At 47.6% G+C, this 24590-nt stretch carries 28 protein-coding genes and 1 rRNA gene; 11 read left to right on the top strand and 18 right to left on the bottom strand.

The window, feature by feature from the left end; genetic code table 11:
- Both GLV97_RS11065 and GLV97_RS11060 read right to left on the bottom strand, forming a co-directional pair.
- Positions 1 to 89: ribosomal RNA gene (locus GLV97_RS11065) — 16S ribosomal RNA — on the bottom strand; the annotation flags it as partial.
- Positions 90 to 596: 507 nt separating this feature from the next.
- Positions 597 to 1481, bottom strand: a complete 885-nt coding sequence (locus GLV97_RS11060) for a nucleotidyltransferase-like protein (RefSeq protein ID WP_160838671.1) — start codon at positions 1479 to 1481, stop codon at positions 597 to 599.
- Positions 1482 to 1615: 134 nt separating this feature from the next.
- On the opposite strand from GLV97_RS11060, the gene GLV97_RS11055 reads away from it, so the two are divergent.
- Positions 1616 to 1993, top strand: coding sequence for a DUF2614 family zinc ribbon-containing protein (locus tag GLV97_RS11055; RefSeq protein WP_160889675.1), 378 nt, complete (start codon positions 1616 to 1618; stop codon positions 1991 to 1993).
- Positions 1994 to 2082: 89 nt separating this feature from the next.
- On the opposite strand, the gene perR is transcribed toward GLV97_RS11055, so the two are convergent.
- The 5 genes from perR to GLV97_RS11030 all read right to left on the bottom strand — a co-directional run bounded on the left by perR (position 2083) and on the right by GLV97_RS11030 (position 5186).
- Positions 2083 to 2526: a peroxide-responsive transcriptional repressor PerR gene (gene perR / locus GLV97_RS11050; protein WP_160838675.1), complete on the bottom strand. Its 444-nt coding sequence runs from the start codon at positions 2524 to 2526 to the stop codon at positions 2083 to 2085.
- 119 nt (positions 2527 to 2645) lie between these two features.
- On the bottom strand, positions 2646 to 3203 hold the full coding sequence (locus GLV97_RS11045; protein WP_160889674.1) for a cob(I)yrinic acid a,c-diamide adenosyltransferase: 558 nt from the start codon (positions 3201 to 3203) through the stop codon (positions 2646 to 2648).
- A 1-nt stretch (position 3204) separates the two neighbouring features.
- On the bottom strand, positions 3205 to 4158 hold the full coding sequence (locus GLV97_RS11040; protein WP_160838679.1) for a D-2-hydroxyacid dehydrogenase: 954 nt from the start codon (positions 4156 to 4158) through the stop codon (positions 3205 to 3207).
- Positions 4159 to 4240: 82 nt separating this feature from the next.
- On the bottom strand, positions 4241 to 4711 hold the full coding sequence (gene bcp / locus GLV97_RS11035; RefSeq protein WP_160838681.1) for a thioredoxin-dependent thiol peroxidase: 471 nt from the start codon (positions 4709 to 4711) through the stop codon (positions 4241 to 4243).
- Positions 4712 to 4775: 64 nt separating this feature from the next.
- The gene (locus GLV97_RS11030; RefSeq protein ID WP_160838683.1) at positions 4776 to 5186 is read right to left on the bottom strand and encodes a potassium channel family protein; all 411 of its coding nucleotides are present in this window, start codon (positions 5184 to 5186) and stop codon (positions 4776 to 4778) included.
- A 182-nt stretch (positions 5187 to 5368) separates the two neighbouring features.
- Here GLV97_RS11030 and GLV97_RS11025 point away from each other — a divergent pair, with 182 nt between their 5' ends.
- The 3 genes from GLV97_RS11025 to GLV97_RS11015 all read left to right on the top strand — a co-directional run bounded on the left by GLV97_RS11025 (position 5369) and on the right by GLV97_RS11015 (position 8303).
- Positions 5369 to 5455 carry a YjcZ family sporulation protein gene (locus GLV97_RS11025; protein ID WP_079478425.1) on the top strand — a complete coding sequence of 29 codons (87 nt, stop codon included), beginning with the start codon at positions 5369 to 5371 and terminating at the stop codon, positions 5453 to 5455.
- A 191-nt stretch (positions 5456 to 5646) separates the two neighbouring features.
- Positions 5647 to 6942: a glutamate-1-semialdehyde 2,1-aminomutase gene (locus tag GLV97_RS11020; protein ID WP_160838685.1), complete on the top strand. Its 1296-nt coding sequence runs from the start codon at positions 5647 to 5649 to the stop codon at positions 6940 to 6942.
- A gap of 293 nt (positions 6943 to 7235) precedes the next feature.
- The gene (locus tag GLV97_RS11015; RefSeq protein WP_160841503.1) at positions 7236 to 8303 is read left to right on the top strand and encodes an FUSC family protein; all 1068 of its coding nucleotides are present in this window, start codon (positions 7236 to 7238) and stop codon (positions 8301 to 8303) included.
- A gap of 385 nt (positions 8304 to 8688) precedes the next feature.
- Here the strand turns inward: GLV97_RS11015 and GLV97_RS11010 are convergent, their stop codons facing one another.
- The 4 genes from GLV97_RS11010 to GLV97_RS10995 form a co-directional block, all read right to left on the bottom strand.
- Positions 8689 to 10458 carry an ABC transporter ATP-binding protein gene (locus GLV97_RS11010; protein ID WP_160889673.1) on the bottom strand — a complete coding sequence of 590 codons (1770 nt, stop codon included), beginning with the start codon at positions 10456 to 10458 and terminating at the stop codon, positions 8689 to 8691.
- A gap of 68 nt (positions 10459 to 10526) precedes the next feature.
- On the bottom strand, positions 10527 to 11054 hold the full coding sequence (gene ntdP / locus GLV97_RS11005) for a nucleoside tri-diphosphate phosphatase (RefSeq protein ID WP_027956058.1): 528 nt from the start codon (positions 11052 to 11054) through the stop codon (positions 10527 to 10529).
- A 256-nt stretch (positions 11055 to 11310) separates the two neighbouring features.
- A complete protein-coding gene (locus GLV97_RS11000) occupies positions 11311 to 11487 on the bottom strand; it encodes a gamma-type small acid-soluble spore protein (RefSeq protein ID WP_160838691.1) in 177 nt (58 codons plus the stop codon).
- A 119-nt stretch (positions 11488 to 11606) separates the two neighbouring features.
- Positions 11607 to 12671, bottom strand: a complete 1065-nt coding sequence (locus tag GLV97_RS10995) for a LysM peptidoglycan-binding domain-containing protein (protein WP_160838693.1) — start codon at positions 12669 to 12671, stop codon at positions 11607 to 11609.
- A 266-nt stretch (positions 12672 to 12937) separates the two neighbouring features.
- Between GLV97_RS10995 and GLV97_RS10990 the strand changes: the two genes are divergently transcribed.
- On the top strand, positions 12938 to 13162 hold the full coding sequence (locus GLV97_RS10990; protein ID WP_160889672.1) for a cytosolic protein: 225 nt from the start codon (positions 12938 to 12940) through the stop codon (positions 13160 to 13162).
- On the opposite strand, the gene mutY is transcribed toward GLV97_RS10990, so the two are convergent.
- Entirely contained in the window at positions 13152 to 14240 is a 1089-nt protein-coding gene (gene mutY, locus GLV97_RS10985) for an A/G-specific adenine glycosylase (RefSeq protein WP_160841501.1), read from the bottom strand. The genes GLV97_RS10990 and mutY overlap by 11 nt on opposite strands.
- Before the next feature lie 54 nt (positions 14241 to 14294).
- Here mutY and GLV97_RS10980 point away from each other — a divergent pair, with 54 nt between their 5' ends.
- Positions 14295 to 15296, top strand: a complete 1002-nt coding sequence (locus tag GLV97_RS10980; protein WP_160838699.1) for a metal-dependent hydrolase — start codon at positions 14295 to 14297, stop codon at positions 15294 to 15296.
- Between the two features lie 418 nt (positions 15297 to 15714).
- On the opposite strand, the gene GLV97_RS10975 is transcribed toward GLV97_RS10980, so the two are convergent.
- Positions 15715 to 15981 (bottom strand): YfhJ family protein, encoded by a 267-nt coding sequence (locus GLV97_RS10975; protein ID WP_160838701.1) that lies wholly within the window; start codon positions 15979 to 15981, stop codon positions 15715 to 15717.
- A 107-nt stretch (positions 15982 to 16088) separates the two neighbouring features.
- On the opposite strand from GLV97_RS10975, the gene sspK reads away from it, so the two are divergent.
- Both sspK and GLV97_RS10965 read left to right on the top strand, forming a co-directional pair.
- Positions 16089 to 16262, top strand: coding sequence for a small acid-soluble spore protein K (sspK, locus tag GLV97_RS10970; RefSeq protein ID WP_084163184.1), 174 nt, complete (start codon positions 16089 to 16091; stop codon positions 16260 to 16262).
- Positions 16255 to 16395 (top strand): YpzG family protein, encoded by a 141-nt coding sequence (locus tag GLV97_RS10965; protein ID WP_160838703.1) that lies wholly within the window; start codon positions 16255 to 16257, stop codon positions 16393 to 16395. Before sspK ends, GLV97_RS10965 begins: the two co-directional genes overlap by 8 nt.
- A 361-nt stretch (positions 16396 to 16756) precedes the next feature.
- Here GLV97_RS10965 and GLV97_RS10960 read toward each other — a convergent pair whose 3' ends face one another.
- Complete coding sequence (locus GLV97_RS10960; RefSeq protein ID WP_160841499.1) at positions 16757 to 17092, bottom strand: YfhH family protein; 336 nt, start codon at positions 17090 to 17092, stop codon at positions 16757 to 16759.
- 86 nt (positions 17093 to 17178) lie between these two features.
- On the opposite strand from GLV97_RS10960, the gene GLV97_RS10955 reads away from it, so the two are divergent.
- Positions 17179 to 17838, top strand: coding sequence for an SDR family NAD(P)-dependent oxidoreductase (locus tag GLV97_RS10955; protein WP_160889671.1), 660 nt, complete (start codon positions 17179 to 17181; stop codon positions 17836 to 17838).
- Between the two features lie 477 nt (positions 17839 to 18315).
- Here the strand turns inward: GLV97_RS10955 and GLV97_RS10950 are convergent, their stop codons facing one another.
- From GLV97_RS10950 to glcT, 3 genes are all read right to left on the bottom strand, one after another.
- A complete protein-coding gene (locus GLV97_RS10950) occupies positions 18316 to 18582 on the bottom strand; it encodes a phosphocarrier protein HPr (protein WP_160838709.1) in 267 nt (88 codons plus the stop codon).
- A 15-nt stretch (positions 18583 to 18597) separates the two neighbouring features.
- Positions 18598 to 20634 carry a glucose-specific PTS transporter subunit IIBC gene (gene ptsG / locus GLV97_RS10945; RefSeq protein WP_160838711.1) on the bottom strand — a complete coding sequence of 679 codons (2037 nt, stop codon included), beginning with the start codon at positions 20632 to 20634 and terminating at the stop codon, positions 18598 to 18600.
- A 236-nt stretch (positions 20635 to 20870) separates the two neighbouring features.
- Complete coding sequence (gene glcT, locus GLV97_RS10940) at positions 20871 to 21713, bottom strand: glucose PTS transporter transcription antiterminator GlcT (protein ID WP_160889670.1); 843 nt, start codon at positions 21711 to 21713, stop codon at positions 20871 to 20873.
- A 184-nt stretch (positions 21714 to 21897) separates the two neighbouring features.
- On the opposite strand from glcT, the gene GLV97_RS10935 reads away from it, so the two are divergent.
- Positions 21898 to 22716, top strand: a complete 819-nt coding sequence (locus tag GLV97_RS10935; protein ID WP_160889669.1) for an HAD family hydrolase — start codon at positions 21898 to 21900, stop codon at positions 22714 to 22716.
- A gap of 24 nt (positions 22717 to 22740) precedes the next feature.
- On the opposite strand, the gene recX is transcribed toward GLV97_RS10935, so the two are convergent.
- On the bottom strand, positions 22741 to 23553 hold the full coding sequence (gene recX / locus GLV97_RS10930; protein ID WP_160889668.1) for a recombination regulator RecX: 813 nt from the start codon (positions 23551 to 23553) through the stop codon (positions 22741 to 22743).
- Between the two features lie 106 nt (positions 23554 to 23659).
- Between recX and GLV97_RS10925 the strand changes: the two genes are divergently transcribed.
- Positions 23660 to 24565 carry a TIGR01777 family oxidoreductase gene (locus GLV97_RS10925; RefSeq protein ID WP_160889667.1) on the top strand — a complete coding sequence of 302 codons (906 nt, stop codon included), beginning with the start codon at positions 23660 to 23662 and terminating at the stop codon, positions 24563 to 24565.
- Positions 24566 to 24590: the final 25 nt, after the last annotated feature.

The raw sequence follows: 24590 nt of genomic DNA, 5'->3' as shown, positions 1-24590 counted from the left end.
AAGGGATCCGCTCGCTTCCCGCGCTCGACTTGCATGTATTAGGCACGCCGCCAGCGTTCGTCCTGAGCCAGGATCAAACTCTCCATAAAAGTAGTTTGACTTGCTCATCTGCACACCGAATGTGCTTGTTTCAAATTCCTTCATTAAAGAAGAAATGTTTTGACGTACTGGTTGGTTCGTTCAGTTTTCAAAGATCAAATGTTGTATGCCGTTTGAAAACAGCGACTTTATCATCTTATCATGTGTTGTTTTTCGTGTCAACAACTTTTTTGATGAAGTTGAAAAGTGTTTCGCTGTCGTTTTTAGCGACATTCACTAGATTATCACGGTCAGTTGTTAATGTCAACAACTTTTTTCATGATTTGTTTTGGTGTTGTTTAACACCGCGCCGCTCTCTTAAAGCGACAAGTAATAATTTATCACGCATGGTTATTGAAGTCAATAACTTTTTTCGTGTTTTTTCACGGTGTCTTTCGCTCCGCTGAGCCGCTCTTAATGCGACGCTTTATAATATAGCACGGTCATTTATTGACGGTCAATGGTTTTTTTAAAAAAAGTCCTCTTTCTTATATAAACCAAAGAAAGAGGACGTTCTGCTATTCGTTTACCGGTTGTTCTACAGGTTTATAAGTGCGGTGGAAAATCTGCGGTCCCTTCGTTTCCTGCGGGATCACCTCTATCGCTCCATGTTCAACGAGATACTCAATCATCGAGGACAGATCCAGAATGTACTCCTGGATTTCCGGATGCACTTTCAATTCACCGAATGACCATGGCTCCTCCCTCTCGTTCATCAACTCCAGGAGATGCTGGGCGCTGGACCGGGCGCGTTTACTGATGGAATGCTCCACGGCCAGAATCATTAACTGGATCCGTTTATCCGTCGGTTCCCCACTTTCGATCAACTCCTGATAGAGTTTGTAGATTTCAGGCTCTATCCGCTTCACCTGATTCCATACTGTGACTTCCGGATGAAAACCTTTCTCTATAATGGACAACCTGGCTAAATAATGGAGCGAACTGACCATCCTGCTGTAGGAGTCCAGATATTGTTCGGAATCATAAAGATCCTTGGATTCACTGTAGCTTCGTATCAGCTTGGCAAATTCTATCGCTTTCTTCAGGTTGCGGTTCTTTTGAGGAAACTCGCGAAGATGCTCTTTCATTAATGTGACATATTCATTTCTTTCAAAAATGATGCTTCCATTGATCACCCATTCCACCGCCCGCCGGTAGGAGCTGGTATCAATCCAGTGATGGAGGAGGGTTTCATCCACAATATGCATAGCTGCTGATTTGTTCTCAAATTCATAATGCTTCACATACCACAGCTCTTCCGCATCACGGACGATAATAAAGAGGATCACATCAAAGTTATCCGTGACCGGACTGATTGGTTTGTTCTTTTCAAGGATCAGGATGCCCAGGGTACTGCTCTGGCTGGCTCTTTCCTGATATATCGGACGTAATAAATCTTCCATTGTCTTTCCCCCATATTCAATTTCCCTTTCCTGTGTTAATTCGCTATGATGCGCCGAAATCCTTTTTCCGTATTGTATTTGTTCCTAGAAAAATATGCTATACTACGGGGTAGACAGGTAAGGAGGGAGCCTTAGTGGCGTTAAAATACAGCAGTAAAATCAACAAGATCCGTTCTTTTGCTTTCTGGCTGATTTTTCTCGGTATCGGAGTCATGTACATCGGGCTGTTGTTTAAGGACATCGTCTGGCTCATGGCTACGTTCATGATTCTCGGCATGGGTTTTGTCGGATTGAGTACCGTCGTTTACTTCTGGATCGGTATGCTCTCCACCAGGACCATCCAGATCATCTGTCCTTCGTGTGAGAAACCCACCAAGATGCTTGGATGCGTCGACGCGTGCATGCACTGTGATCAGCCGCTGACGATGGACAAGTCTCTGGAAGGTAAAGACTTTGATGAAAAGTACAATAAGAAGAAATACCGCGGCGAAAAGGCTCCTACACAGTCCTGAGCCGCCCCGGCCCGTTATACAAACGGGTCTTTTTTTATGGCCATTGATAGAAAAATACATAAAAAAACTGAAAGCGCATGGCTTTCAGTTTAGTGGGCCTTTTCCGATTGACATTTGGAACACGTTCCATAGACTTCCATACGATGATGGCTTACGTCAAATCCCGTCACCTGTTCAGCTAATGATTCAACTTCGTTAAGGCTTGGATAGTGGAAATCCACGATCTTTCCGCAGTTGTTGCAGATAGCATGGTAGTGGTCACTCGTATTACAGTCGAACCGGCTGGATGAGTCTCCATACGTAAGCTCCCTCACCAGTCCGATATCCTTGAACACGCGCAGGTTGTTATAAACAGTGGCCACACTCATGTTAGGGAATTTACTTTCCAGCGCTTTGTATATTTCGTCAGCTGTTGGGTGGGTCATTGCATTAAGCAGGAATTCAAGCACCGCATGACGCTGTGGAGTGATTCGGACGCCGGATGATTTCAATGTATCTATTGCATCCTGGAGTCGATGATCAGACACGGTCATGCACCTCGCTTTCATAAAATGATTCTTGATTTATAACATTATTACATTAGAATGCTTACAATTAGTGTAACCCTTTCGTAAACGGGTTGTCAATATGGAAGACTGTATTCCGCCTGTGATTACACATCCGGATGAAGTGGCGTCTCTTTCCCACCCAGCTTCTTATTAATATACCTGGCGGCTACAAATAAGAAATCGGATAAACGGTTCAAATAGGAGACGACAAGCGGGTTATTCAGCTCCTCCTCCAGAGTGACGGCCAGTCTTTCCGCTCTCCGCACAACGGTACGTGCCAAGTGGAGGGCGGCTGAAGCTTCATGCCCTGATGGTAGTATGAAGTTCTTCAGCGGAGCAAGATCCTGATCCCACGAGTCGATCTGCTGTTCAAGGTCGTCGATATGCTCCTGCTTCAGCTTCCATGTGACATCCTTCCCCTTGGGTGTGGCAAGCTCCGCCCCTACATGGAAGAGGATCGTCTGGATTTTCTCCATCGTCTGCATGAATGCTGCCTTATCCGTCCAGTCTTCCTTCCTCAGGTGACTGAGCGCCGTTCCTATCGTCGAGTTGGCCTCATCACACGTTCCATAGGCCTCCACTCTTACATCATTCTTCGGGACACGCTGTCCATAAATCAACGATGTCTGTCCCTTATCACCGGATCTTGTATAAATACGCATCTCAATACCCCCGTTCTAAGTCAATGATATTTCTTAACTCTCCGTCTCCATTCAGGAACACGTCAAGATTTTCTTCAAAAATCTCAAAGCCCCTCGGTACATAATGAGGCGAAATGCCGGAGATGTGCGGCGTTACGGTTACGTTTTCCTCCCCCCAGAACGGATGAGCTTCCGGCAGCGGTTCCTCTTCGAATACATCCAGGACCGCATGGGCGATCTGATCGGTTGTCACAGCATCCATAATGACCTCGGCAGGAACAAGGTCCCCTCTGCCCATATTCAGAAACACCGCATGGTCAGGCATCGCGGAGAAATGGGCATGAGTCAGCATGCCTCTCGTTTCCTGGGTACTTGGAAGAACGGCCACAACAAAATCGGCTTTCGGCAGAATAAGATGGATATCAGAAATCGGATACACCTGATCAAAATGATCCTTCGGCACGCCGGACTTGGACAGACCGATCGTTGTCATTCCAAATGCTCCGGCAAGGCGGGCCGTTTCCTGGGCGATCGCTCCTGTGCCGAGCAGGACGATTGTACGTTCACTGATTTCATTCATTACGGCTCTCCGGCTCCATTCCCGCTTCTGCTCCTGTTTAATCAGCGTCTTAGCTTTCCTTGACACCTGCAGCAGCATGGATATGGCATATTCCGCCATCGGCTTGGCATGAATGCCACGGACGTTGGTCACAAGGATGCCGCGCTTTTTAATTTCGTCAAACGGCATCCGGTCCATACCGGCAGATAAAACCATGATCCATTTCAATTTCTTGGCCACCTGGATCTTTGCTTCATCCAGATCCTCCCCGTATGTAATGAATACATCCGCTTCTGCTAAATAATGCTGCGCCTCATGCATACCGTGGCAGAAAACGAAATCCACATCTTGAAAACGATGACTCAAATGAATCCGGATTGACTCTGGAACCCTCTTAATCGCTGAAACAATCTTCATTGTGTCCCCTCCATCCTCTTTTTCTTTATCTTAGCTTATAAAGAAACCATAGTCATCTATCGACTATGGTTTCAAGCGTTTCTTATTGAAGGTTTTCACGAATGTATTCAAGAGCTGCTTCCACGTGGCCGTCTACTTTCACTTTGCGGAATTCCTCTGCAAGGTTCCCCTCTTTATCAATGATGAATGTGGAGCGCTCGATGCCGTAATACTCCTTACCGAAGTTTTTCTTGAGCTTCCATACACCGAATTCCTCGGAAACCTTGTGGTCTTCATCTGCAAGGAGCATAAACGGCAGGTCATGCTTGTTAATGAACTTCTCATGAGATTCAACCGGGTCCGGGCTGACTCCGAGAATAACCGCATCCAGATCTTCGAAGCTTTCATGATGATCACGGAAGTCACAGGCTTCTGTTGTGCAGCCCGGTGTCATATCTTTCGGATAAAAGTACAGGACAACGTTTTTCCCTTTGTAATCGGACAAAGAAACGGACTCCCCGTTACTGGCCGGCAGCGTGAAATCTTCGACTTGCTTTCCTTTTTCTATAGACATATAAGCACCCTCCTTAAAGTTCTCTATCCTCTAGGGTACCTTACTCCGGAGAAAACTTCCAACCTCAATCTCTGTTTTTGTTACTCTGCCATACCTTGGCCGCAAGAGCAGCGGGCAGCGTGTAGCCGATCATGGCTTCTAAAATCGCCAGCCACTTCCCCACTCCTACAGGCAGCATGTCTCCATAGCCGACGGTAAACAACGTTACACCGCTGAAATAGATACTTCGGATGAATTCCTCCACCCATGATACTCGTCTATAGGGGATGCCTGTCCGGTATACCTCGATCCCTTCCAGAATCAGCACGGTATAGATCATGCCGAACCCGGTCATCACGATGGTGTACAGAAGCATCACAGCAATAAACAGCTGACTTGAAAAGATTTTATGCTCGACTTCCAGGGAGTGAAAAATCTGCCGGAGGCTCGCCCCCATTAGGAGAAGTAAAAGGATGCTGAGGATAATCGTAATCATAGCGGGCTCCTTCTTATCATCCAGATGGACATGGGTGACAGGCTTTACTTTTTTCTTATGCCCGGGCCGTGGTGGATATGCCCCGGCCGCCCTCAGATATTTGCTGAAAAAACGGGCGGATGCACAGCCCGTTTGTCAGGAAAGGCATAAGATACAGTAAACCATGGAAAGGGGGAATTGTAATGGGTTACGGATATGGCGGAGGCTTTGCGCTGATCGTTGTTCTTTTCATCCTTCTAATCATCGTTGGTGCAGCGTTCGTATACTAAGATGAACATCAACTGATGGGATGACCATAAACCAGTGTATATTCCTCATGGGTTCGACCGGACGGCTGCATAGGTAAGTGGATAAACGATGGAAACAGACCGCCCTGCTGATGCAGGCCGGTCTTTTACGTCTTCGATGATGGACAAACATGCTACAATAAAGAAGTGAAACAGTTGTTAGGAGGTATAGCATGAACATCAAACGTTCAGAACAATTATATAAAGAAGCTGAAGAACATATCGTCGGCGGGGTGAACTCTCCTTCACGTGCCTACAAAGGTGTCGGTGGTGGTACACCGGTTTACATGGACAGGGCTGAGGGCTCCCGTTTCTATGACGTCGACGGCAACGAATACATCGATTACCTTGGGGCTTACGGTCCAATCATCACCGGACACGCCCATCCGCATATTACAGAGGCAATTACAAAAGCCGCCCAAAACGGCGTCCTTTACGGAACACCGACGGTACTGGAAAACCGCTTCGCCAAAATGTTGAAGGAAGCGATCCCTTCCCTTGATAAAGTCCGGTTTGTAAACTCCGGAACAGAAGCGGTGATGACGACGATCCGTGTTGCCCGGGCCTATACCGGCCGGAACAAAATCATTAAATTCGCCGGCTGTTATCACGGCCACTCGGATCTTGTGCTTGTCGCCGCCGGATCCGGGCCGTCCACGCTGGGAACACCGGATTCAGCGGGAGTACCCGCGTCTATCGCCCAGGATGTCATTACGGTTCCGTTTAACGATATTGAACCGTTCAAAGAAGCTCTACGGAAATACGGAGACGAAATCGCAGGAGTGCTCGTTGAACCGATCGTGGGCAACTTCGGGATCGTTGAGCCGAAGCCAGGCTTCCTGGAAGCCGTCAATGAGCTGACCCATGAGGCAGGCGCCCTCGTCATTTATGATGAAGTCATCACAGCCTTCCGCTTTACATACGGGAGCGCGCAGCAGTTGTTGAACATCGAACCGGACATGACCGCAATGGGCAAAATTATCGGCGGCGGACTGCCGATCGGTGCCTACGGCGGACGCGCGGACATTATGGAACAGGTCGCACCGCTCGGACCGGCCTATCAGGCTGGAACGATGGCAGGCAACCCCGCTTCGATGTCCGCAGGAATCGCCTGCCTGGAAGTCCTTCAGCAGGAAGGTGTATACGATGAAATGGACCGCCTCGGCAAAAAGCTTGAAGAGGGCATTCTCAAGCACGCCGAACATACAGGTGTACCCATCCAGATCAATCGCCTGAAAGGGGCCTTAACAGTTTACTTCACCGATGAAAAAGTAGAAAACTACGAACAGGCGGAGAATACAGACGGAGAACGGTTCGCCCGCTTCTTCAAACTGATGCTAGCCGAGGGCATTAACCTTGCTCCATCTAAATATGAAGCCTGGTTCTTAACGACCGCACACACGGATGAAGATATCGACGAAACGCTCAAAGCTGTAGAGAAAATATTCACTATTATGGCTGCTGAATAAAACCAATCCCCTTCTTCTCTTATAAGAAGGGGATTTTTTATGGAAAGATAGTTGCTTAACTCCTTATTCCATGCTATTATATATTTATAATTCTGAATATTCACACGAATTATGATCTTTGTTTCATTTCTTTCCCTTTTCATAGGAACCGGCTCTTAGGACTGGTTCCCCTTGGGCTTATGCGGATTTCACGCATAAGCCTTTTTCTTTTGTTCTTCTTCCTCATAAATCATGTATAATGATGGCAGTCCTCTTTAATCGAGGAGTTTTCATGTAAAAAGGATGATGCTTGTATGAAACTGGGCGCACGGATGATGAAGACAGGTCTTGCGGTCGGCATAGCTCTCTATTTCGGCCACTTGATCGGATTCATCTCTCCCCTACTCGCTGCCATTGCTGTTGTTTTTTCCATTCAGCCTTCGATCTACCGTTCCTATCAATCGATTATCGAACAGCTGCAAGGGAACATTATCGGGGCCTTGATTGCCGTTGTTGCGGTATTCACACTTGGAAACGATCCCTTTGTCGTCGGTTTTGCCATTATTCTCGTCATCGGCGTTACTTCCACTTTAAAGATGAACGAAAATACAATTTCTCTTGCGGTCGTAGCGGTTATCGCTTTGATGGATGCCACAGACCAGACGTTCCTATACTTTGCCGGATCACGACTCTCATCCATGATTCTCGGTATTCTGGCCGCTTTCATCGTGAATCTCGTCTTCCTGCCGCCGCGGTATGAGACTCGATTATTCACGAAAATCGACAGAGCCACCAATGATATTCTGCAATGGCTCCGTGTGACAACAAGACAGCTCTCGGACGAGCCTGCCTTAAAATATGAAATCACCAGGATCCAGGATGACATGCGATGGGTGGATCACACGTACCTGTTGTATTCCGAGGAACGGACATACTTTAAGGGCACGCGTTTTTCCAAAGGCCGGAAGATGGTACTGTTCCGCCAGCTGATTACGACAACGAAAAAATCCTTCGATGTCCTGAAGGCTTTCTACAGGCTGGATCATAAGATCGAGCAGATCCCGGAGGAGTTCCAGGATGCGGTCGTCCAGGAACTGGACAAACTGATCAACGCTCACGAAAAACTTGTGCTGAGCCTGAAAGGCCGAATCAAACGGACGCACAAGCAGTCGCTGCGGAGAATTGAGGAACCGGATATCCCTTTATTGGTCGAGCGGTTGATGCATGTGTACGAAGAAACCAACAATCCAGACAAACTCGTTTTCCTTCCCCTCGCCTCTCAGCTGATGGAATACCATTATCAGCTGGAGCGGTTGAAAAAGCTGCTGAAAAGTTATCAGAACCACCATCAGGATCATTTCATCCAGACATCAGACAAATAAAGCACGCGAAGATTTTAGACGGCCGGAAAGATTTCCGGCCGTCTTTTTTTGTTGGCACTGTTATAGCTTGGTGTTGTTATTTAACATGTGAACTCCTATCACTCCTTTCTGTCATGGGATTTGTGTGAGGCGGTCTTGGGAATGACTCCCTTTCCGTGGGGTACCGTGAGCCGCGGAAAGCGGACGGTTTTCCCTGCCGTCGCATGCCCTGAGTAAACAACGGACCGGACCCCTGATTCCAGACGGAGACGATTTAATAATCGTTTAAAATATCAACAACAGAATGTAACAGAGCCTTTTCGTTAAATGCACTGAAGCGGGCATCCACCAGTCACCGGTTTCTTCAGACACAACAAAGGCGCCCGCACATGCGGACGCCTTTGTTTTACATATTCGTAAAAGTTGTCGGTTCATCCAGTTCCTGAACCTGATAAAGATCGTAATAGTGACCTTTTTTACTCATCAACTCATGGTGGGGACCGACTTCAACGATTTCCCCGTTTTCAATCAGAACGATCCGATCAGCGTGAGTAATCGTGGATAAGCGATGCGCCACGATGAAGGTCGTCCGGGATGATGCCAGACGCTCCAGCGCCCCCTGAATGAGATGCTCACTTTCCAGGTCAAGCGCACTCGTCGCTTCATCGAGCACTAACAGCGGCGGGTTTTTCAGGAAGACACGCGCAATCGCGACGCGCTGCTTCTGTCCTCCGGAAAGCTTCACTCCACGCTCACCGACAAGGGTGTCATACCCGTTGGGAAGATCCATGATGAAGTCATGAGCATTGGCTGCCTTGGCCGCTTCGAACATTTCCTCATCTGTCGCATCAGGGTTCCCCATCCGTATGTTCATCGCAATGGATTCACTGAACAAAATGTTGTCCTGGAGTACCATTCCGATTTTATCACGGAGCGAACGTGCCTGAACCTCTCGGATATCCGTGCCATCCAACAGGATTTTTCCTGCTGTCACGTCGTAAAACCTCGGGATCAAGCTGATCAGTGTAGACTTGCCGCCTCCACTCATACCGACAAAGGCGATCGTTTCTCCTTTTTGGATATGCAGATCGATGTCCTTCAGAACAAGCGGATCTTCTTCGTCATACCGGAAGGAAACTCCCTCCAGGCGCACATCGCCATCGACATGCTCCAGCTTCCTGGCTCCGGGCTCATCGACGATGTCATATTCCTCATCGACAAACTCGAAGACACGGTCCATAGAAGCGATCGACTGAGTCAGAACCGTGGCTGAGTTCACCAGTCTGCGCAGCGGATTGTACACCCGGTCCATATACCCGATAAACGCGACCATCGTACCAACGGTCAAGGAGCCGGTAATGACCTGATAACCCGCAAATGTAATGACGAGCAGTGGAGCCAGATCTGTAATCGTATTGGTGACGGTATACGTGTAGGCATTCCAATTGGTGTGGGTAATCGCCTTATCCAGGAAATTTTTGTTTTTGGTACCGAACTGGGCCTGTTCATGATCTTCCAGGGCGAAACTCCGTGTAACCGGAACCCCCTGCACCCGTTCATGCAGGTGCCCCTGTACTTCAGCAAGCGCCTGGGAACGGTCGCGCGTCAACTGGCGGAGACGGGCGTAAAAGTATTTGACCGCAAATCCGTAAAACGGGAACAAAGCAATCGCTACAAGCGTCAGCCACGGATCCATCGTCAGCATAATAATAACCGCAACAACAATGGTGATCATATCGAGCCAGATGTTCATCAAACCCGTTATGACAAACGTCTTCGTCTGTTCTACGTCGTGAATGACACGTGAAATGATCTCCCCTGTTTTGGTTTTGGAGTAAAACCGCAGGCTGAGGCGCTGGATATGATCGAACAGCTTTTCACGAATATCGTAAAGAATATGGCTCCCGATCCACTGGGCGAGATACTGGCGGATATATTCCACCGGTGGTCTCAGAATGAGGAAAACGAAGAGCGCTCCCCCCATCAGCCAGAGAAGCTGGTCCATTTTCTCCGACTGGGCCAGCTGATCCGCATTAATGATGTCATCAATCACGTATTTCGTAATCAATGGCATCAGCAGCGGAATGGAGAATTTAATGATTCCAATAAGAACAGTTAATATAATCTTTCCTTTATACGGTTTGACAAACTTCAAGTACCTCTTGATGCTGTCCAAAAAATCACCTGCTTCCTTTCACCTGAACAACAAGAGAAGCGCACTCCTTAGAAGTGCGCAACCACTCATTATCTATACGTTAAATACCGTTCATACCACTGATCAATAAATTCCGGCGAGAAAGGTCCCTTTCTCTGCCTGATCCATCTAAGTAAAATATCCACATTGTTATAAAGGATACGATCCAGAACGTGAGGATAGTTCATTCTTCTTTTATGAACTTCATACTCGTCCTCATCTAAAATTTTGTACGTCATATCCGGAAACACCTTCACATCGAGATCATAGTCGATGTACTTGATGGTTCCGTCCTCATAGATGAAGGGAGAGCTGATATTACAGTAATAGTATACGCCGTCTGTTCTGATCATCCCGATGACGTTAAACCAGTACTTGGAATGGAAATAACAGATGGCAGGCTCCCTTGTCACCCAGCGGCGGCCGTCGCTTTCTGTGACGGTCGTCCGATCGTTGGCACCAATAATGACATGCCTCGTTCCTTTTAATATCGTTGTACTTTCCCAAACACGGTGTAAATGCCCATTATGCTTATAGCTTTGAATTTCAATCCGCTTCCCTGCTTCCGGGCCGGGCATAAGATCCCCCCTTCCCTTTCTTTACCGTTTCATCTTCTGTCTATTATAACGACAAACGAAAGCGAATGAAAACAATTGCTCTGAAAAGTATGCCCGAGCCCCTTCTGATTTTCCTGAAAAAGCGGGTGGAAGCCTTGTTCTGTATTTATATAGGAAGAAAAAGAAAAAAGAGCCGCCCGTTGCCGGGACGGCTCTTTCTCATGGGAGATTGCTACAGGCTAATCAAACAGCCCGGCCAACCTGCCAAAGATTCAGGTTACTTTTTCTTCGCCTGAGATTTTTGGTTCTGCTCGATTACGTGCTGTGCATCAGTCTGCTGGGCAAACTCAGCGCCGTATTGGGATTTCCCTTGAGCAGCCTGTTGGTTTTGTTGTTTTACGTGATTAACATCCGTACCAGCTGCTGTTTTGTTTTGTTTCGGTTGCTTAGCCATGTGTATCACCTCCGCAAAAATTATTGTGTACAGGGTGGCTCTGTTTCATTCCTTCTGAGGCGAAAATTTTTCACAAAAAAAGAACGCCCCTTGATGGGACGCTCTTTCTGATGCTTTTATTAGTTGGCAAGACGCTTCGTACCGATGTAGCGGCTGCCCCAGTAGTTGCTGGAAAGGGAGCTGATTTCCACGCCGTTCGTAGAACCTGTGTGGATGAACTTGCCATTCCCAAGGTAAATCCCTGCGTGGGATGCTCCAGGCTTGTACGTTTCAAAGAAGACGATGTCTCCGACCTGACGATGGGAATCACTGACAGACTGCATGCGGCTGTCTGCATAAATGGTAGCCACTGTACGCGGGATGCTTACGCCTTCCTGAGCGAATACGTAGTTAAGGAATCCACTGCAGTCAAAACCGGATGGTGTGCTTCCTGCCCATACATATGGTGTACCGATATGTTTTTTAGCTTCTGCAACCAGGCCATCTACAAATCCAGAGTTTGAACTTGAAGAATTCGTGGTAGATGTATGACTAGAAGAGGATGAAGATGACGATGAGGATGATGTGGACGCCTCACCACTTACTTTCAACTTCTGCCCTACATAAATCGTAGTGCCGGACATGCCGTTCAGACTCTTAAGGCTGGATACGGAAGTGCCGTATTTATACGCAATGACAGATAGAGAATCGCCTCTCTTAACTGTATACGTGCTTGTTGATTCTGAAGAAGAAGAGCTTGAGCTGCTGGAAGACGTAGACTCACTGGAACTGGAAGAGCTTCCAGATAGAGAAAGCTTCTGCCCAGGGTGGATGATATCACTGGAAAGATTGTTCATGCTCTTCAACTTAGAAACGGACATGCCGTGGTTTACTGCAATCGCCCAAAGGGAATCACCACTTTTAACAGTGTAGGATCCACTTCCGGAATTGGAAGACGACGTTGATTTCTGTGAAGATGATGCATCTTTTTCAACAATCAAACTCTGACCTACATAAATCATGCTGGAATTCAGACCATTCCATGATTTGATTTCTGAAACAGATCCGTCATACTGCCTGCTCAAGTCCCAGATTGTATCCCCGGACTTAACCTTGTGTAATTCATCCGCAAAAACTGAAGTTCCCATAACAGATGCCCCAAGCAAAGCTCCACTGACCGCCGTAACCAATTTTTTCTTATTCATGTATTCTTTACTCTCCCCTATGTATGAATTGTTATAATTGTGCAATCAAATAACCTAAATCCCATTATTCATAAAAGACAATTGTTTGTAAATACTCCAAAACTTCTACAAATACCAACAAATCCATCCAAACCCTTTGATGGCAAGGTTTTCCGCACTTCGTTACATTTACTTTACAGGTTTGTTACATGTGGATTTGTCGATTTTTGTTTGTATGAGCAGGACGAATGTACATACATTAAGGAGGAAAAGGAGGCTGTGCTTTTATGTATGTCGGAAGAGATTTAGCAGGATTGACGATGGAACCGAAGCAGAAGTGGGAAGATAAAGAGCTGGGATATTTTCATACATCCCTGTCGCAGGCCGCGCCCTACCTGAATGCTGAGGGCGTCACGCTGCTCAGGGAAATCAACAAAGAAATAGAGCGCCGCGGCGGTCTGGAAGAAAAGGAAGCTTCCTGGACCAGCGGCACTCATACAGTTACGGACTAATATACGGATGGGCTTTTTGATGGGATACGGGAAATGGATAATCAAGCATGGCTTCAGGAGTGACAAACTTCGCACGCTCATGATCAAGGCTGCCGCTTTTCACAACGGCTCTGACTACATCCATTTCCCAAATCAAGTGGGAAAACACATGCCTGACATGGTCCACCTTTTCTCCAAGCTCCACCTTCAAACCATATTCCCCGTACATCCAGACCGGCACGGACTCCTCGTCCACATCTTCCAGCGGGACCATCGGATACTGCCACAGCGAAGCCAGAAGTCCTTCACCGGGACGCTGCTCGATCAATACCTCACCTTTGTCATTTTCAATCAAGAGCAGAAGGTAAGGGATCTTCTTCTGTTTTTTCTTCGATGCTTTAATCGGGAGTTCCGTTTCCGCTCCTTTTTCAAATGCACGACAGTGATCCTGCACCGGACACAGCATACAGGACGGTGTTTTCGGTGTACATATAAGGGCACCGAGCTCCATCAGCCCTTGATTGAAGGCGGATGGGTCTTCTTTGGAAATCAATTCACGGACAAGCGCTTCAAACAGTTTTCTTGTGCTCTGTTTGCTGATATCATCCTCTACATAAAGAATGCGTGAGAGCACCCGCATGACGTTGCCGTCGACAGCGGGTTCCGGCGTATCGTAAGCTATACTTAAGATCGCCCCCTTCGTATAGGGGCCGACGCCTTTTAATTTTCCAAGTTCATCAGGATCATCAGGGACTACACCCCCATAGGATTCGACAACTTCCCTGACAGCGTTTTGCAAATTTCGAGCACGGGAATAGTAACCTAGTCCTTCCCATGCTTTCAAAACCTCCTGCTCATCGGCATCTGCAAGGGCTTTGGGGTTTGGGAATCTGCTCATAAAGTGGTTAAAATAAGGAATGACTGTATCAACACGGGTCTGTTGGAGCATAATTTCTGATACCCAGACTCTGTATGGATCCTGGTTTTCACGCCAGGGCAGGACCCTCTGCTCTTTTTTAAACCAGGAAATAAGATCATCTTGGAAAGCATCAATATTCGTATGATTCAATAGGAAGGGAACTCTTTCTTTCGGTTTCACTGGAAACACCTTTCTTATTTAACATTTTCGTCATCCAAAAAGGAGGTTTGTAGGTTGGATACTGGTACTCATGTGGTGATGGGCGTGGCCCTCGGTGGAATAGCTACACTTGATCCGGCCGTCAGCTCCGATCCGGCTTTATTCAATGCCGTGTTGATCGGCACGCTGGTCGGATCACAGGCACCGGACATCGACACCGCCCTGAAACTTAAAAACAATGCCGTCTACATCCGCCATCACCGTGGAATTACTCACTCGATTCCGGCGGTCCTTTTGTGGGGAATCAGTATCCCCGGCATCATATACTTATTTAACCCGGAGGTCAACTTTCTCCATTTATGGCTTTGGAGCTTCCTGGCGGTCATCCTTCACGTATTTGTAGACATTTTCAACGCTTACGGCACCCAGGCCTATCGTCCGATTACAAAAAGGTGGGTCGCCTATGGCTTTATCAACACCTTTGATCCCTATATTTTCATTCTGCACATAGCAGGGATTGTGGCGTGGAACCTTGGAGCTTCACCCGGAATCATGTGGCTGATTATCTATGGAGTCATCGCCATTTATTATGTGAAGCGGTATTTCGATAAACGGGAGCTTGTCCGTCTGATTCATGAACATGTGGAGGGAGTCACTCAGATTGCCACCTCTCCCACCATCAAGCAGAACATATGGCGGATTGCCATCACAACGCCCGACCATTATTACGTAGGAAGAGCTGAGAACGGCCATTTAAAAATCCTGGACACATTCGTAAATAAACCGATTGATGAAGATGATCCGGTTGTCCAAAAAGCGCTGACGGATCATAACATCAAAGCTTTTCTGTCCTTTTCACCGGTGTACCGCTATGAATTGAGCTATTTTGACGAGTACACGGAAGTCCGATTCATCGATCTGCGCTACCGCTCCCGGGGACGCTATCCCTTTGTGGCTGTGGCCCAGATTGATGATGAACATGGCGACAACCTGAAAATCCTCAATTCCTATACCGGCTGGGTCTTCACAGAAGAAAAACTTCAGAATAAGCTCAGTCCGATGGAATCGAAGTCGTAATGAGAAAAGGCTGAGTTAACCTGTTAGAGTTGTCCATTTGTCGTGTGAAGGGTCACATTCCGCTTGTTGGTGGATGAATGCCGCGGGCATCACCACCGAACGCTCCTTGTGCCAACGTTAGAATATATAGGAGAGAGATTATGCACTAGGCAGGATCTCAAAAGAACGGCATGAGCTGCGCTGATGACGGCTGCCTGCCGGAATATGAAAAAGAATCCCCAAGGAGCGGTGCCCCTTCCACTCCTGCGGAAGAACGAGTGAGCCGAGATCGCCGAGCGTGGGTTTTGCGAGGAAGCTCGGGCGCTCGTCCGCGGAAAAGGAAGGGGCTTTCGCTCCTGGCGGTAAGAAAGAAAAAGCTTGTAAAGAAACAAGGGTTTCTCTACAAGCTGAAAGGAGCCTCTTTGAAGAGGCTCCTTTTTTAATGCAGATACCCTTTTTTCTCAAGCATCTTCTTGTATTTGGAATTAGTGGCTGCGAATTCATGAAGCCTTGGTCCATAATTCTGGATCCACTGCGTCACAATCTGCTCCGTCACTTTCTTCCCTTCGTATTCACGACCAGCTTTTGCCCGTGTCGTTTCGAAATCCTCCCACAAAAGCTCGACCCATGTAAGGGCCTCATCCATTGTCAGGTTTTCGTTTTTCTTATATAGAGCTTCAGCCAGACGCTGATAAATTTCATTCATGGTACCACTCCGTCTCTGCCATAGTTTACCCTTTATTATAACACATTACAGGCTGTAAGCGGGGTATACTAAGCCTGCCTCTTCCCAGAGGCATAGGAGGGTGACGAATGCGTAACAAGGCCAAAAATTTCCCAAACGTGCATATGACCCACGCACCGGATGATCAGAGTGAATACTCAAACAAACGTCCGAATGGAACGATCAACAATAAGCCGCAGGAACGCGCGGCCCGATCGAGACACCGCGATGTCAACGACACAGGGAGGAATTACCATGGGTAAGCGTAATTTCAAAGCCGCTCCGGCTTCTCATTCCCACCGAAGCTCCAAGCATATGAGCCGACGTGTCAATGGAGAGACAGAGCAGACGCAGGCGAACCAGATCACTGAAATACAGATGAGAAAAAGAAACTAAAGTACCCAGGTACCTTATGTACCCGGTTCTGGCTGTCGAGCATTTCTCGACAGCCTTTTTTTATGGATGCTGTACCGTTCCTGTGAATGCGTGGGTTCACCTGTAATAAAAAGGCGCTGATCAAGGAAAGCATCCTTCACCAGCGCCTTTTTGTGGATATGTCTTCCCCCTGTCCATGATGGCGGGAGCGTTCAGTGGGGACGTCTGCGGGAAGAGCACGAGCCGCAGATTCACTTGAACAGACGATCTTCTTGACCAAGTCAGCTGAGGTCGCGCCCACGCCAGGTATCCCCGATAAGCGGAGCGGTATACACACCCATGAAGGACAACGCCATCTGCTGGTGTGAAACCTCGATACTTTCTATTCCTGTACGTGACGGCCGAGCATGGAAATCGGCAGGGCCTCTTCTTCTGTACTCACCTTTCGGCCATTCTGCTTTCGATATCCCCAGGCAAAAATGCCGTTCATATATTCGATGAAGAAGGTATGCTCATAGTCTCCGTCCATTTCGTAGGTTTCCCCTGCTGAGAAATCGGCCGGATTCATCATATAGGCTTTAGCCATAATGATTTTCCGTTCATGGACAGCGTATTCATTGACCATGCCAAGCTGCTCCGCCTTCTGGGCTTTTTCTGTCAGCTCAGCTATTTCATCCCTTAACTCTCTCTCTGAATATTCACTGTATCTCCGTTCCATCCTTCTCCCCCTTATCTGTACTTTCTTTACATTCTAACAGGCTTTAGCGACAATGGATATATGTCAGGACAAGGAGGCTGGTTTGATTGGCAAAGATTTGGATTACAGGTGCCGGAACAGGACTCGGAAGAGCTCTCGCGCATACCTATGCCCGGAAAGGGAACGCTGTTGTATTGAGTGGCAGGAGGTATGAACCCTTAGCTGCTGTGCAGAGAGAGATTGAACAGAACGGCGGAAGTGCTGAGGTTATCGTCTGCGATATTACAACCCCTTCCTCTATTGCTTCGGCTGTAGAGAATATCGAGCATGTTGACGTATTGATCAACAATGCCGGAACAGGCATTTTCGGCGGGCTCTCCACGTACTCGGAAGACGATATAGATCAGCTGCTGGACACTAACGTCAAAGGAACAATCCTAATGACACAGGCAGTCCTTCCCCGACTGCAGCAGTCTGAGGGCCGGGTATTGAATATCATTTCCACAGCTGGTCTGCGCGGGAAAAAGAATGAAAGCATCTACTGCGCCAGTAAATTTGCTCTCAGGGGCTTCACAGAGAGTCTGCAGAAGGAATGGGAGGAGGAAAGCCTCACAGCAACCGCTGTCTATATGGGCGGGATGAATACACCATTCTGGAAAGATACCGATCACGTCAAACATCCGGAGAAGATGAAGAGTCCGGATGTCGCTGCAGAGCAGATTTATAAAGAGGATGACGGCCGCGCCGAAATATTTGTTGACCGTTAAAAAATAGGCTCTGTTATAGCTTGGTGTTGTTATTTAACATGTGAGCTCCTATCATCCCTTTCTGTCATGGGATTTGTGTGAGGCGGCCTTGGGAATGACTCCCTTTCCGTGAGGTACCTTCCTCCCACAGGAGTCCCGCCATTCCCAAGGCCGCCTCTTCAGAGAAGGGTGGTTAGAAGGGGCATAACCGAAGTCCGTTACCCTACTACGAAAGGATGGCAGGGAAAACAGGTAGACTCCTGCGGGAAAAAGGAACAAGGTGAGACCCCGGAGAACGAAGTTCGAGGAGGCTCATCGTTCCCCGCGGAAAGCGGACGGTTTTCCCTGCCATCCCATGCTCTGAATAAACAACGGACGGTACCCCTGATTCCAGACGGAGACGATTTAGTAATCGTTTAAAATATCAACAACAGACTTTAACAGAGCTAAAAAATAAAAAGACAGCCTGCCGGATCGGCAGGCTGTCTTTGTTATGAATTACTCACCAAGGTTTTCTTCTTTTGCTTTTGCAACTACAGCGTTTACTGCTTCTTCTTCATCTGCACCTTCAGCAGAGAACGTGACTTCAGCGCCGTTCGGAATTCCAAGGGACATGACGCCCATGATGGATTTCATGTTTACGGACTTGCCATTGTACTCAAGGTTTACGTCAGATTCGAATTTGCCGGCTACTTGTACAAGTGCTGTTGCTGGACGTGCGTGTACACCGTCCGCAGATGTGATTTTCATTGTTTGTTGTGCCATGATACATTCTCCTTTTTATTCAGTAATTTCTACAATATCCGGCTGGTTGTGGTTCACTTCACCAGATGCTTTCAGGCTGACACTCTGGCCTTCCTGAAGGTTTGTAAAGATAATCGGTGTCACAATAGACGGAGCGTTTTCCTTAACGAAGTCAAGATCGACTTCCATCAACGCCTGCCCCTGCTTCACTTCGTCTCCTTCAGCTATTTTAGCTGTAAATCCTTCACCTTTCAATCCCACCGTATCAATTCCGATGTGAAGCAGGATTTCCATGCCATTCTCCGCTTCCAGACCAATGGCGTGTTTGGTAGGGAATACGTTCAGCACTTTACCATTGATCGGGGATACCACTTTGCCGTCAACGGGTTCAATCGCAAAGCCGTCTCCCATCATCTTACCGGAGAAGACCTGGTCAGGAACTTCTGTAATCGGCATGATTTTTCCTTTCAGCGGGCTGACAAACGCAAGCTCGCCTTCAGCAACAGGCGCTTCTGCCTGTTTCTTTTCATTCATAATTTCAGCAACATCTTCTCTGGAACGAGGGGTTTTACCATCAATGATGTCCTGCATCTGTCCGCGAAGGGTATCAGAAACAGGTCCGAAGATGGCCTGAATGTTGTTTCCGACTTCCATAACACCGGAAGCCCCTAGTTTTTTCAGACGGTTTTTGTTGACATCATTTTTATCGTTTACAGAGACACGCAGTCTTGTGATACAAGCATCGAGGTGGTCGATGTTTTTCTGACCGCCCATCGCTTCAAGAATTTCAAATGGCAGATCGCCCACTTCTCCATCTTCTTCCTCATCTTCTGCTTCGTCTTCACGACCTGGAGTAGCCAGATTGAACTTAAGGATCGCCCAGCGGAATCCGAAGTAGTAGATCACGGAGAATACAAGTCCGACGATAATGACCCACCACCAGTCTGTACGGTTGGGAAGGACACCAAAGAGAATAAAGTCGATCAGACCACCAGAGAAGGTTTGTCCGATTTTCACACCAAGAATCTCCATGATCATGAAGGAGAATCCAGCAAATACGGCGTGGATACCGAAAAGAACCGGTGCTACGAACAGGAATGAGAATTCAATCGGTTCTGTAATCCCTGTCAGGAAAGAGGTCAGGGCTGCAGAAGCCATGATTCCTCCGACCACTTTTTTACGTTCCGGCTTCGCTGTGTGGTAGATCGCAAGCGCAGCCGCTGGAAGACCGAACATCATGAACGGGAATTTACCGACCATGAATGTACCGGCTGTAAAATCAACGCCGTCTTTCAGCTGTTCAAAGAAAATCGTCTGGTCACCACGGATAATTTCACCAGCTGCGTTGGTATAAGAACCAAACTCAAACCAGAATGGTGAATAGAAAATGTGGTGCAGACCAAATGGAATCATGGAACGCTCAATCAGGCCGAAGAAGAAAGCAGAGATGGTCTGGTTTCCTTCAAGCATCAGCTGGGAAAGAGCATTCAGACCGGCTTGTGCAAACGGCCATACCCAAAGCATAATGACACCTAGGATCAAGGACGTAAACGCCGTGATAATTGGAACGAAACGTTTACCGGCAAAGAACCCGAGGAATTGTGGTAGTTCTATATTGAAATACCTGTTGTACATTGAAGCGGCTAATATACCGACGATAATACCACCAAAGACTCCGGTCTGGAGCGTTGGTATACCGAGAACTTCCGCATAAGCGGGATCAGAGACCATGTCGGCATCGACATTCCCGAGCACGCCCATAACCACGTTCATAATTAAGTAACCGATAATCGCTGCAAGACCTGCAACACCATCGCCTTTAGCAAGTCCGATTGCTACACCAACGGCGAAAAGAAGCGGCAGGTTGGCAAAGACGATTCCACCAGCTTCAGCCATGACCTGGAGCAGTGTCTGCACCCAGCCGGTACCGAAGAATGGGACTTTGTCGACAAAACTGTCCTGTGCAAAACTCGTACCAAAAGCGAGAAGAATACCAGCTGCGGGCAGGAGTGCCACAGGGGTCATCAACGCTTTACCGACTTTTTGCAGTGTGCCGAAAGCATTCTTAAACATAAGTATTTCCTCCTTTTTAATTGTGGCAGAAATGCCGAACAATCAAACTAAAACGTTTTCATCCTTGAACAGATCATGACACCAGATAGGGATAATAACTCGAAACCGATCTGTTTTTTGGACATAAAAAAGGCATGAGCACAGTAGAAGAAAGTGGCATAAGGATAAACCTATCCCTATGATAACCACTTCCCCTGCATGTACTCATGCCTGATCGTATCAGTAACACGTACGTTTTAGGATTTATGGGTTAAACGCTGCAGATGAATGGTCAGATAAATGGCTTCTGATTCATCTACGGGTTTATTCAGCTGTTTCTGCATCACTTTAATCAACTTCCAAGCTAAATTATAGCACACCGGGTACTCCTGTTTCAACATCTCAGCGAGGCGAATTTCATCTCCTGCCGATTCCCCCTGATATACCCGGTCGATAGCTCTGTGAAGATGCTGGACAAGTCTGTGGTAATCCACACTTTTCTTGTCAATCTCTATGTCCATCGTATCCTCTACGATTCCGACAAGCCGGGTGATCAACTGGTTATGCCTGTTGATTTCCCGAAGCGTTTTGTCGGTAACCGCACTATGAATGTGCAGGGCAATAAAACCGGTTTCCCCTTCTGGAAAATGAATCCCCATCTGGTCGTAGATCATCGTCACCACTTCTGTTGCCACCTGGTATTCCTTCGGGTAAAGCGATTCGATTTCGAACAGAAAAGGATTAGTGAACTGCATTTCTTTTTTCGCCCGGTTGATGGCGAAAGCGATATGGTCGGTCAGCGCCACGTGAATATGCTGATTCAGCTCCTGCCCCATCCTTGCTTCAATATGAAGCAGAATATCATTCATGAAATCAATCAGCGCTTCATCAATGTGCGGCAGCAGATTGACATACTGCTCCTTTTCCTGTTCATTGCTCAAAAGAAAGGTTTTGTCGGCTTTATCAAAGGAGACTTCCTCCCCCTTGGACTTGTTAAAACCGATCCCCTTTCCAATCAGCACCACTTCCTCGTAGGACGGGTGGGCAGCAATGATGACGTTATTATTCAATACTTTTTTTATTTTTAACTGCTGTTCCATAACGGTCCCCCACTAGCATCACACTAAAAGCGTTTTCAGTCGTCTCATAACTTCTATCCTATAGTTGATTTGTATTTTTTACAAGTGGTTAAACTACGGGCAGGTATTCTCCTTTGTGTGTAAGCGATTACGTCGTGTACAATCATGAAGGTACTTGATAAATGCCACAGGAAGGAGCATTTCCATGATCAAATTGTTTGTTACAGACCTTGATGGCACCCTGCTTGGTCAGGACCATTATATAAAGAATGAAGATGTAGATGCCTTGAAAAAAATGATCGAACACGGAACTCCGCTCGCGGTAGCATCCGGGCGGATGGACCATGAAATCAGCGAGGTTCTGAAACGCGTCGGTGTCAACGGCCACCGTGTCAGCCAGAACGGCGCTTTCGTCTTCGACAACCAAAACAAACCGGTCCACGCCAAGACCTTCGACCCGGACCTTGCCCGTCGTATTGTCCATGAAATCGACGCTGAACCGATGGTGAAAACCGTCTCTACAGCGGATGAAACCTTTACGAAGGAGCACAGCCACTGGATCGACCTGATTTCTGAGCAGATGTTCCATGACATCATCGTTAAGCCGGAACTGAATGAAGTGATCGGTACAAAAGTGACCCCGTCCAAGATTACCCTGCACGGAGAGGAAGCCGATGTGATCAAGGCTGCCGATAAAGTCGCCCGCACATTCGGGGAAGAAATCGACAGCTTCATCTCCCACGAGACATGCGTCGATATGATGCCTAAAAACATCAATAAGCAGAGCGGACTGAAAAAACTGATCGAAGGACTCGGACTGGCGCCGGAAGAAGTCGCCTGTGTCGGGGATTCCTTTAATGATGTGAGCATGTTCGAAATGACTCCGCACAGCTACGTCATGTCCACCGCCCGTGACGAAGTGAAAGAGAAAGCCGGTACGGTTGTCGATCATGTCCACGAAGCCATCGAAGACCTCGATAAAAAAGGGCTGCTCAAAAAACAAGAACAAGTAGTTGACGTTTAAGTCATCTGCTTGTTCTTTGTTTTTTTACTCCTCGATATATTCCTCCATGAACCTGTCTATGGAGTCAAACGTAAACCCTTTCCTATAGAGCCCCGACTTCACCTTCTGCTTCAGTTCATACCCTTCCGCCTTGGATGCATATTTCCGAAGCAGCTTTTCTCCTTGATGAACGACCGCCTGCCACTCGGAATCCTCATTTTCCTCATCGGGGAGCTGTGTAAGCACCTCTTTGATGACATCTCCCGTAAAGCCTTTCTGCATCAGTGTCTGCTGCACATTCTGGATCTGCTGCTTATAGGACTTCCTGCCATCGTTCCTCATTTTCTTTTCTGCAAATTTCAAGGCTTTTTCAAACTGCTCGTCGAAAGAATAATGATGGAGCGCATCCGCTGCGATCTGATCATGGACCCCTTTTTCAATCAGCTCCTTTTTCACCATAAAGGGACCTTTACTTGATGTCGTCACCCTCGTCCGGACAAGGGAGCGGGCGAATTCCTGATCATTCAGAAGCCGCTCGTTTTTCAACCGCTGGATGATTTCATCCAATTGTTCCGGATCGGTTTCCTTCTCCGTAAGATAATCGCGGATCTCCTTTTCCGAACGCATGCGGTAGCTTAAATAATTGATGGCAAGGGTATAGGATTTATGAAGGTTATCACTCTGAATCAATGCCTGGACAGCGGCATCATCAAGCTCCATATTTTTCTGGAGTTTATGTTTGATGAGGACATCTTCATCGACACTGAACCCGTACTCTTCTCCCCGGCCTTTATCAAGGAAAATATTATACCGTGCCTTATTCTTTTTCTGCGTTGTAATTTTTGTCAGTTTAGCCATTCGCTTCACCCCACTATCTTTATTTTATCACGACTTCACTGGATACACATGGGATAGAACCGGTGGGAAGCCGATCACCACATAAAATAGAACAGGAGGAATGGAAATGAAAATTGCCGTTACGGGTGGAACAGGATTTGTAGGACAGAAACTCGTAGAATCGTTACAAGAGGAAGGTCATGAAATCTACATACTGACCCGGAGTCCCGAAAAGCATCAAAACACGGATCAAATCACTTATGTCGGATGGTTGAAGGAATCCTTCTCCCCGGAGAAAAAACTTCCCGTTCTGGACGCTGTCGTCAACCTGGCCGGTGAGTCGCTGAACAGCGGCAGATGGACGGAAGAGAAGAAACAGTCGATTCTCCAGAGCAGGATTGAAGCAACCGAGGGCGTCCTTGACTTAATCGATGCCCTTCCCGAGAAGCCGGCTGTACTCGTCAACGCCTCCGCTGTCGGCTTTTACGGACAGTCCAGAACAAAAACGTTCACGGAAGAGACGACAGAGGCTGGAAACGACTTTCTGGCCCGAGTGGTTGTCGAATGGGAGGAAAGAGCGGCTAAAGCGAAGGAAAAAGGGGTACGGACTGTTTACGTCCGCTTCGGAATCATCTTAGGTGAGGAAGGCGCCCTGCCTAAAATGGTCCTGCCTTACAAAATGATGGTCGGCGGAAACCTGGGATCCGGAGAACAGTGGATGTCCTGGGTCCACGTCCAGGACGTCGTCGGGCTCATCCAGTTCGCCCTCATCCATCCGGATCTTGAAGGGCCGTTGAACGGGACTGCGCCCAATCCGAAACGAAACAAAGATTTCGGACAGACTTTAGGGGACGTCCTCAACCGGCCGCACTGGCTCCCGGCTCCAGCATTCGCACTGAAGGCAGCCCTCGGCGAGATGAGCACCCTGCTGCTGGATGGTCAGGCTGTCCTTCCGAAAAAAGCGCTTCGCGAAGGGTACAGCTTCCAATACCCCGAACTGAAGCCGGCGCTTGCCTCCCTTTTGGAAGAATAACAAAAAAGGAACAAAGTCCCTGGCT

Source organism: Halobacillus litoralis (assembly GCF_009856355.1).
GTDB lineage: Bacteria > Bacillota > Bacilli > Bacillales > Halobacillaceae > Halobacillus > Halobacillus litoralis_B.
This window is presented reverse-complemented; position numbering and strand designations above follow the sequence as displayed.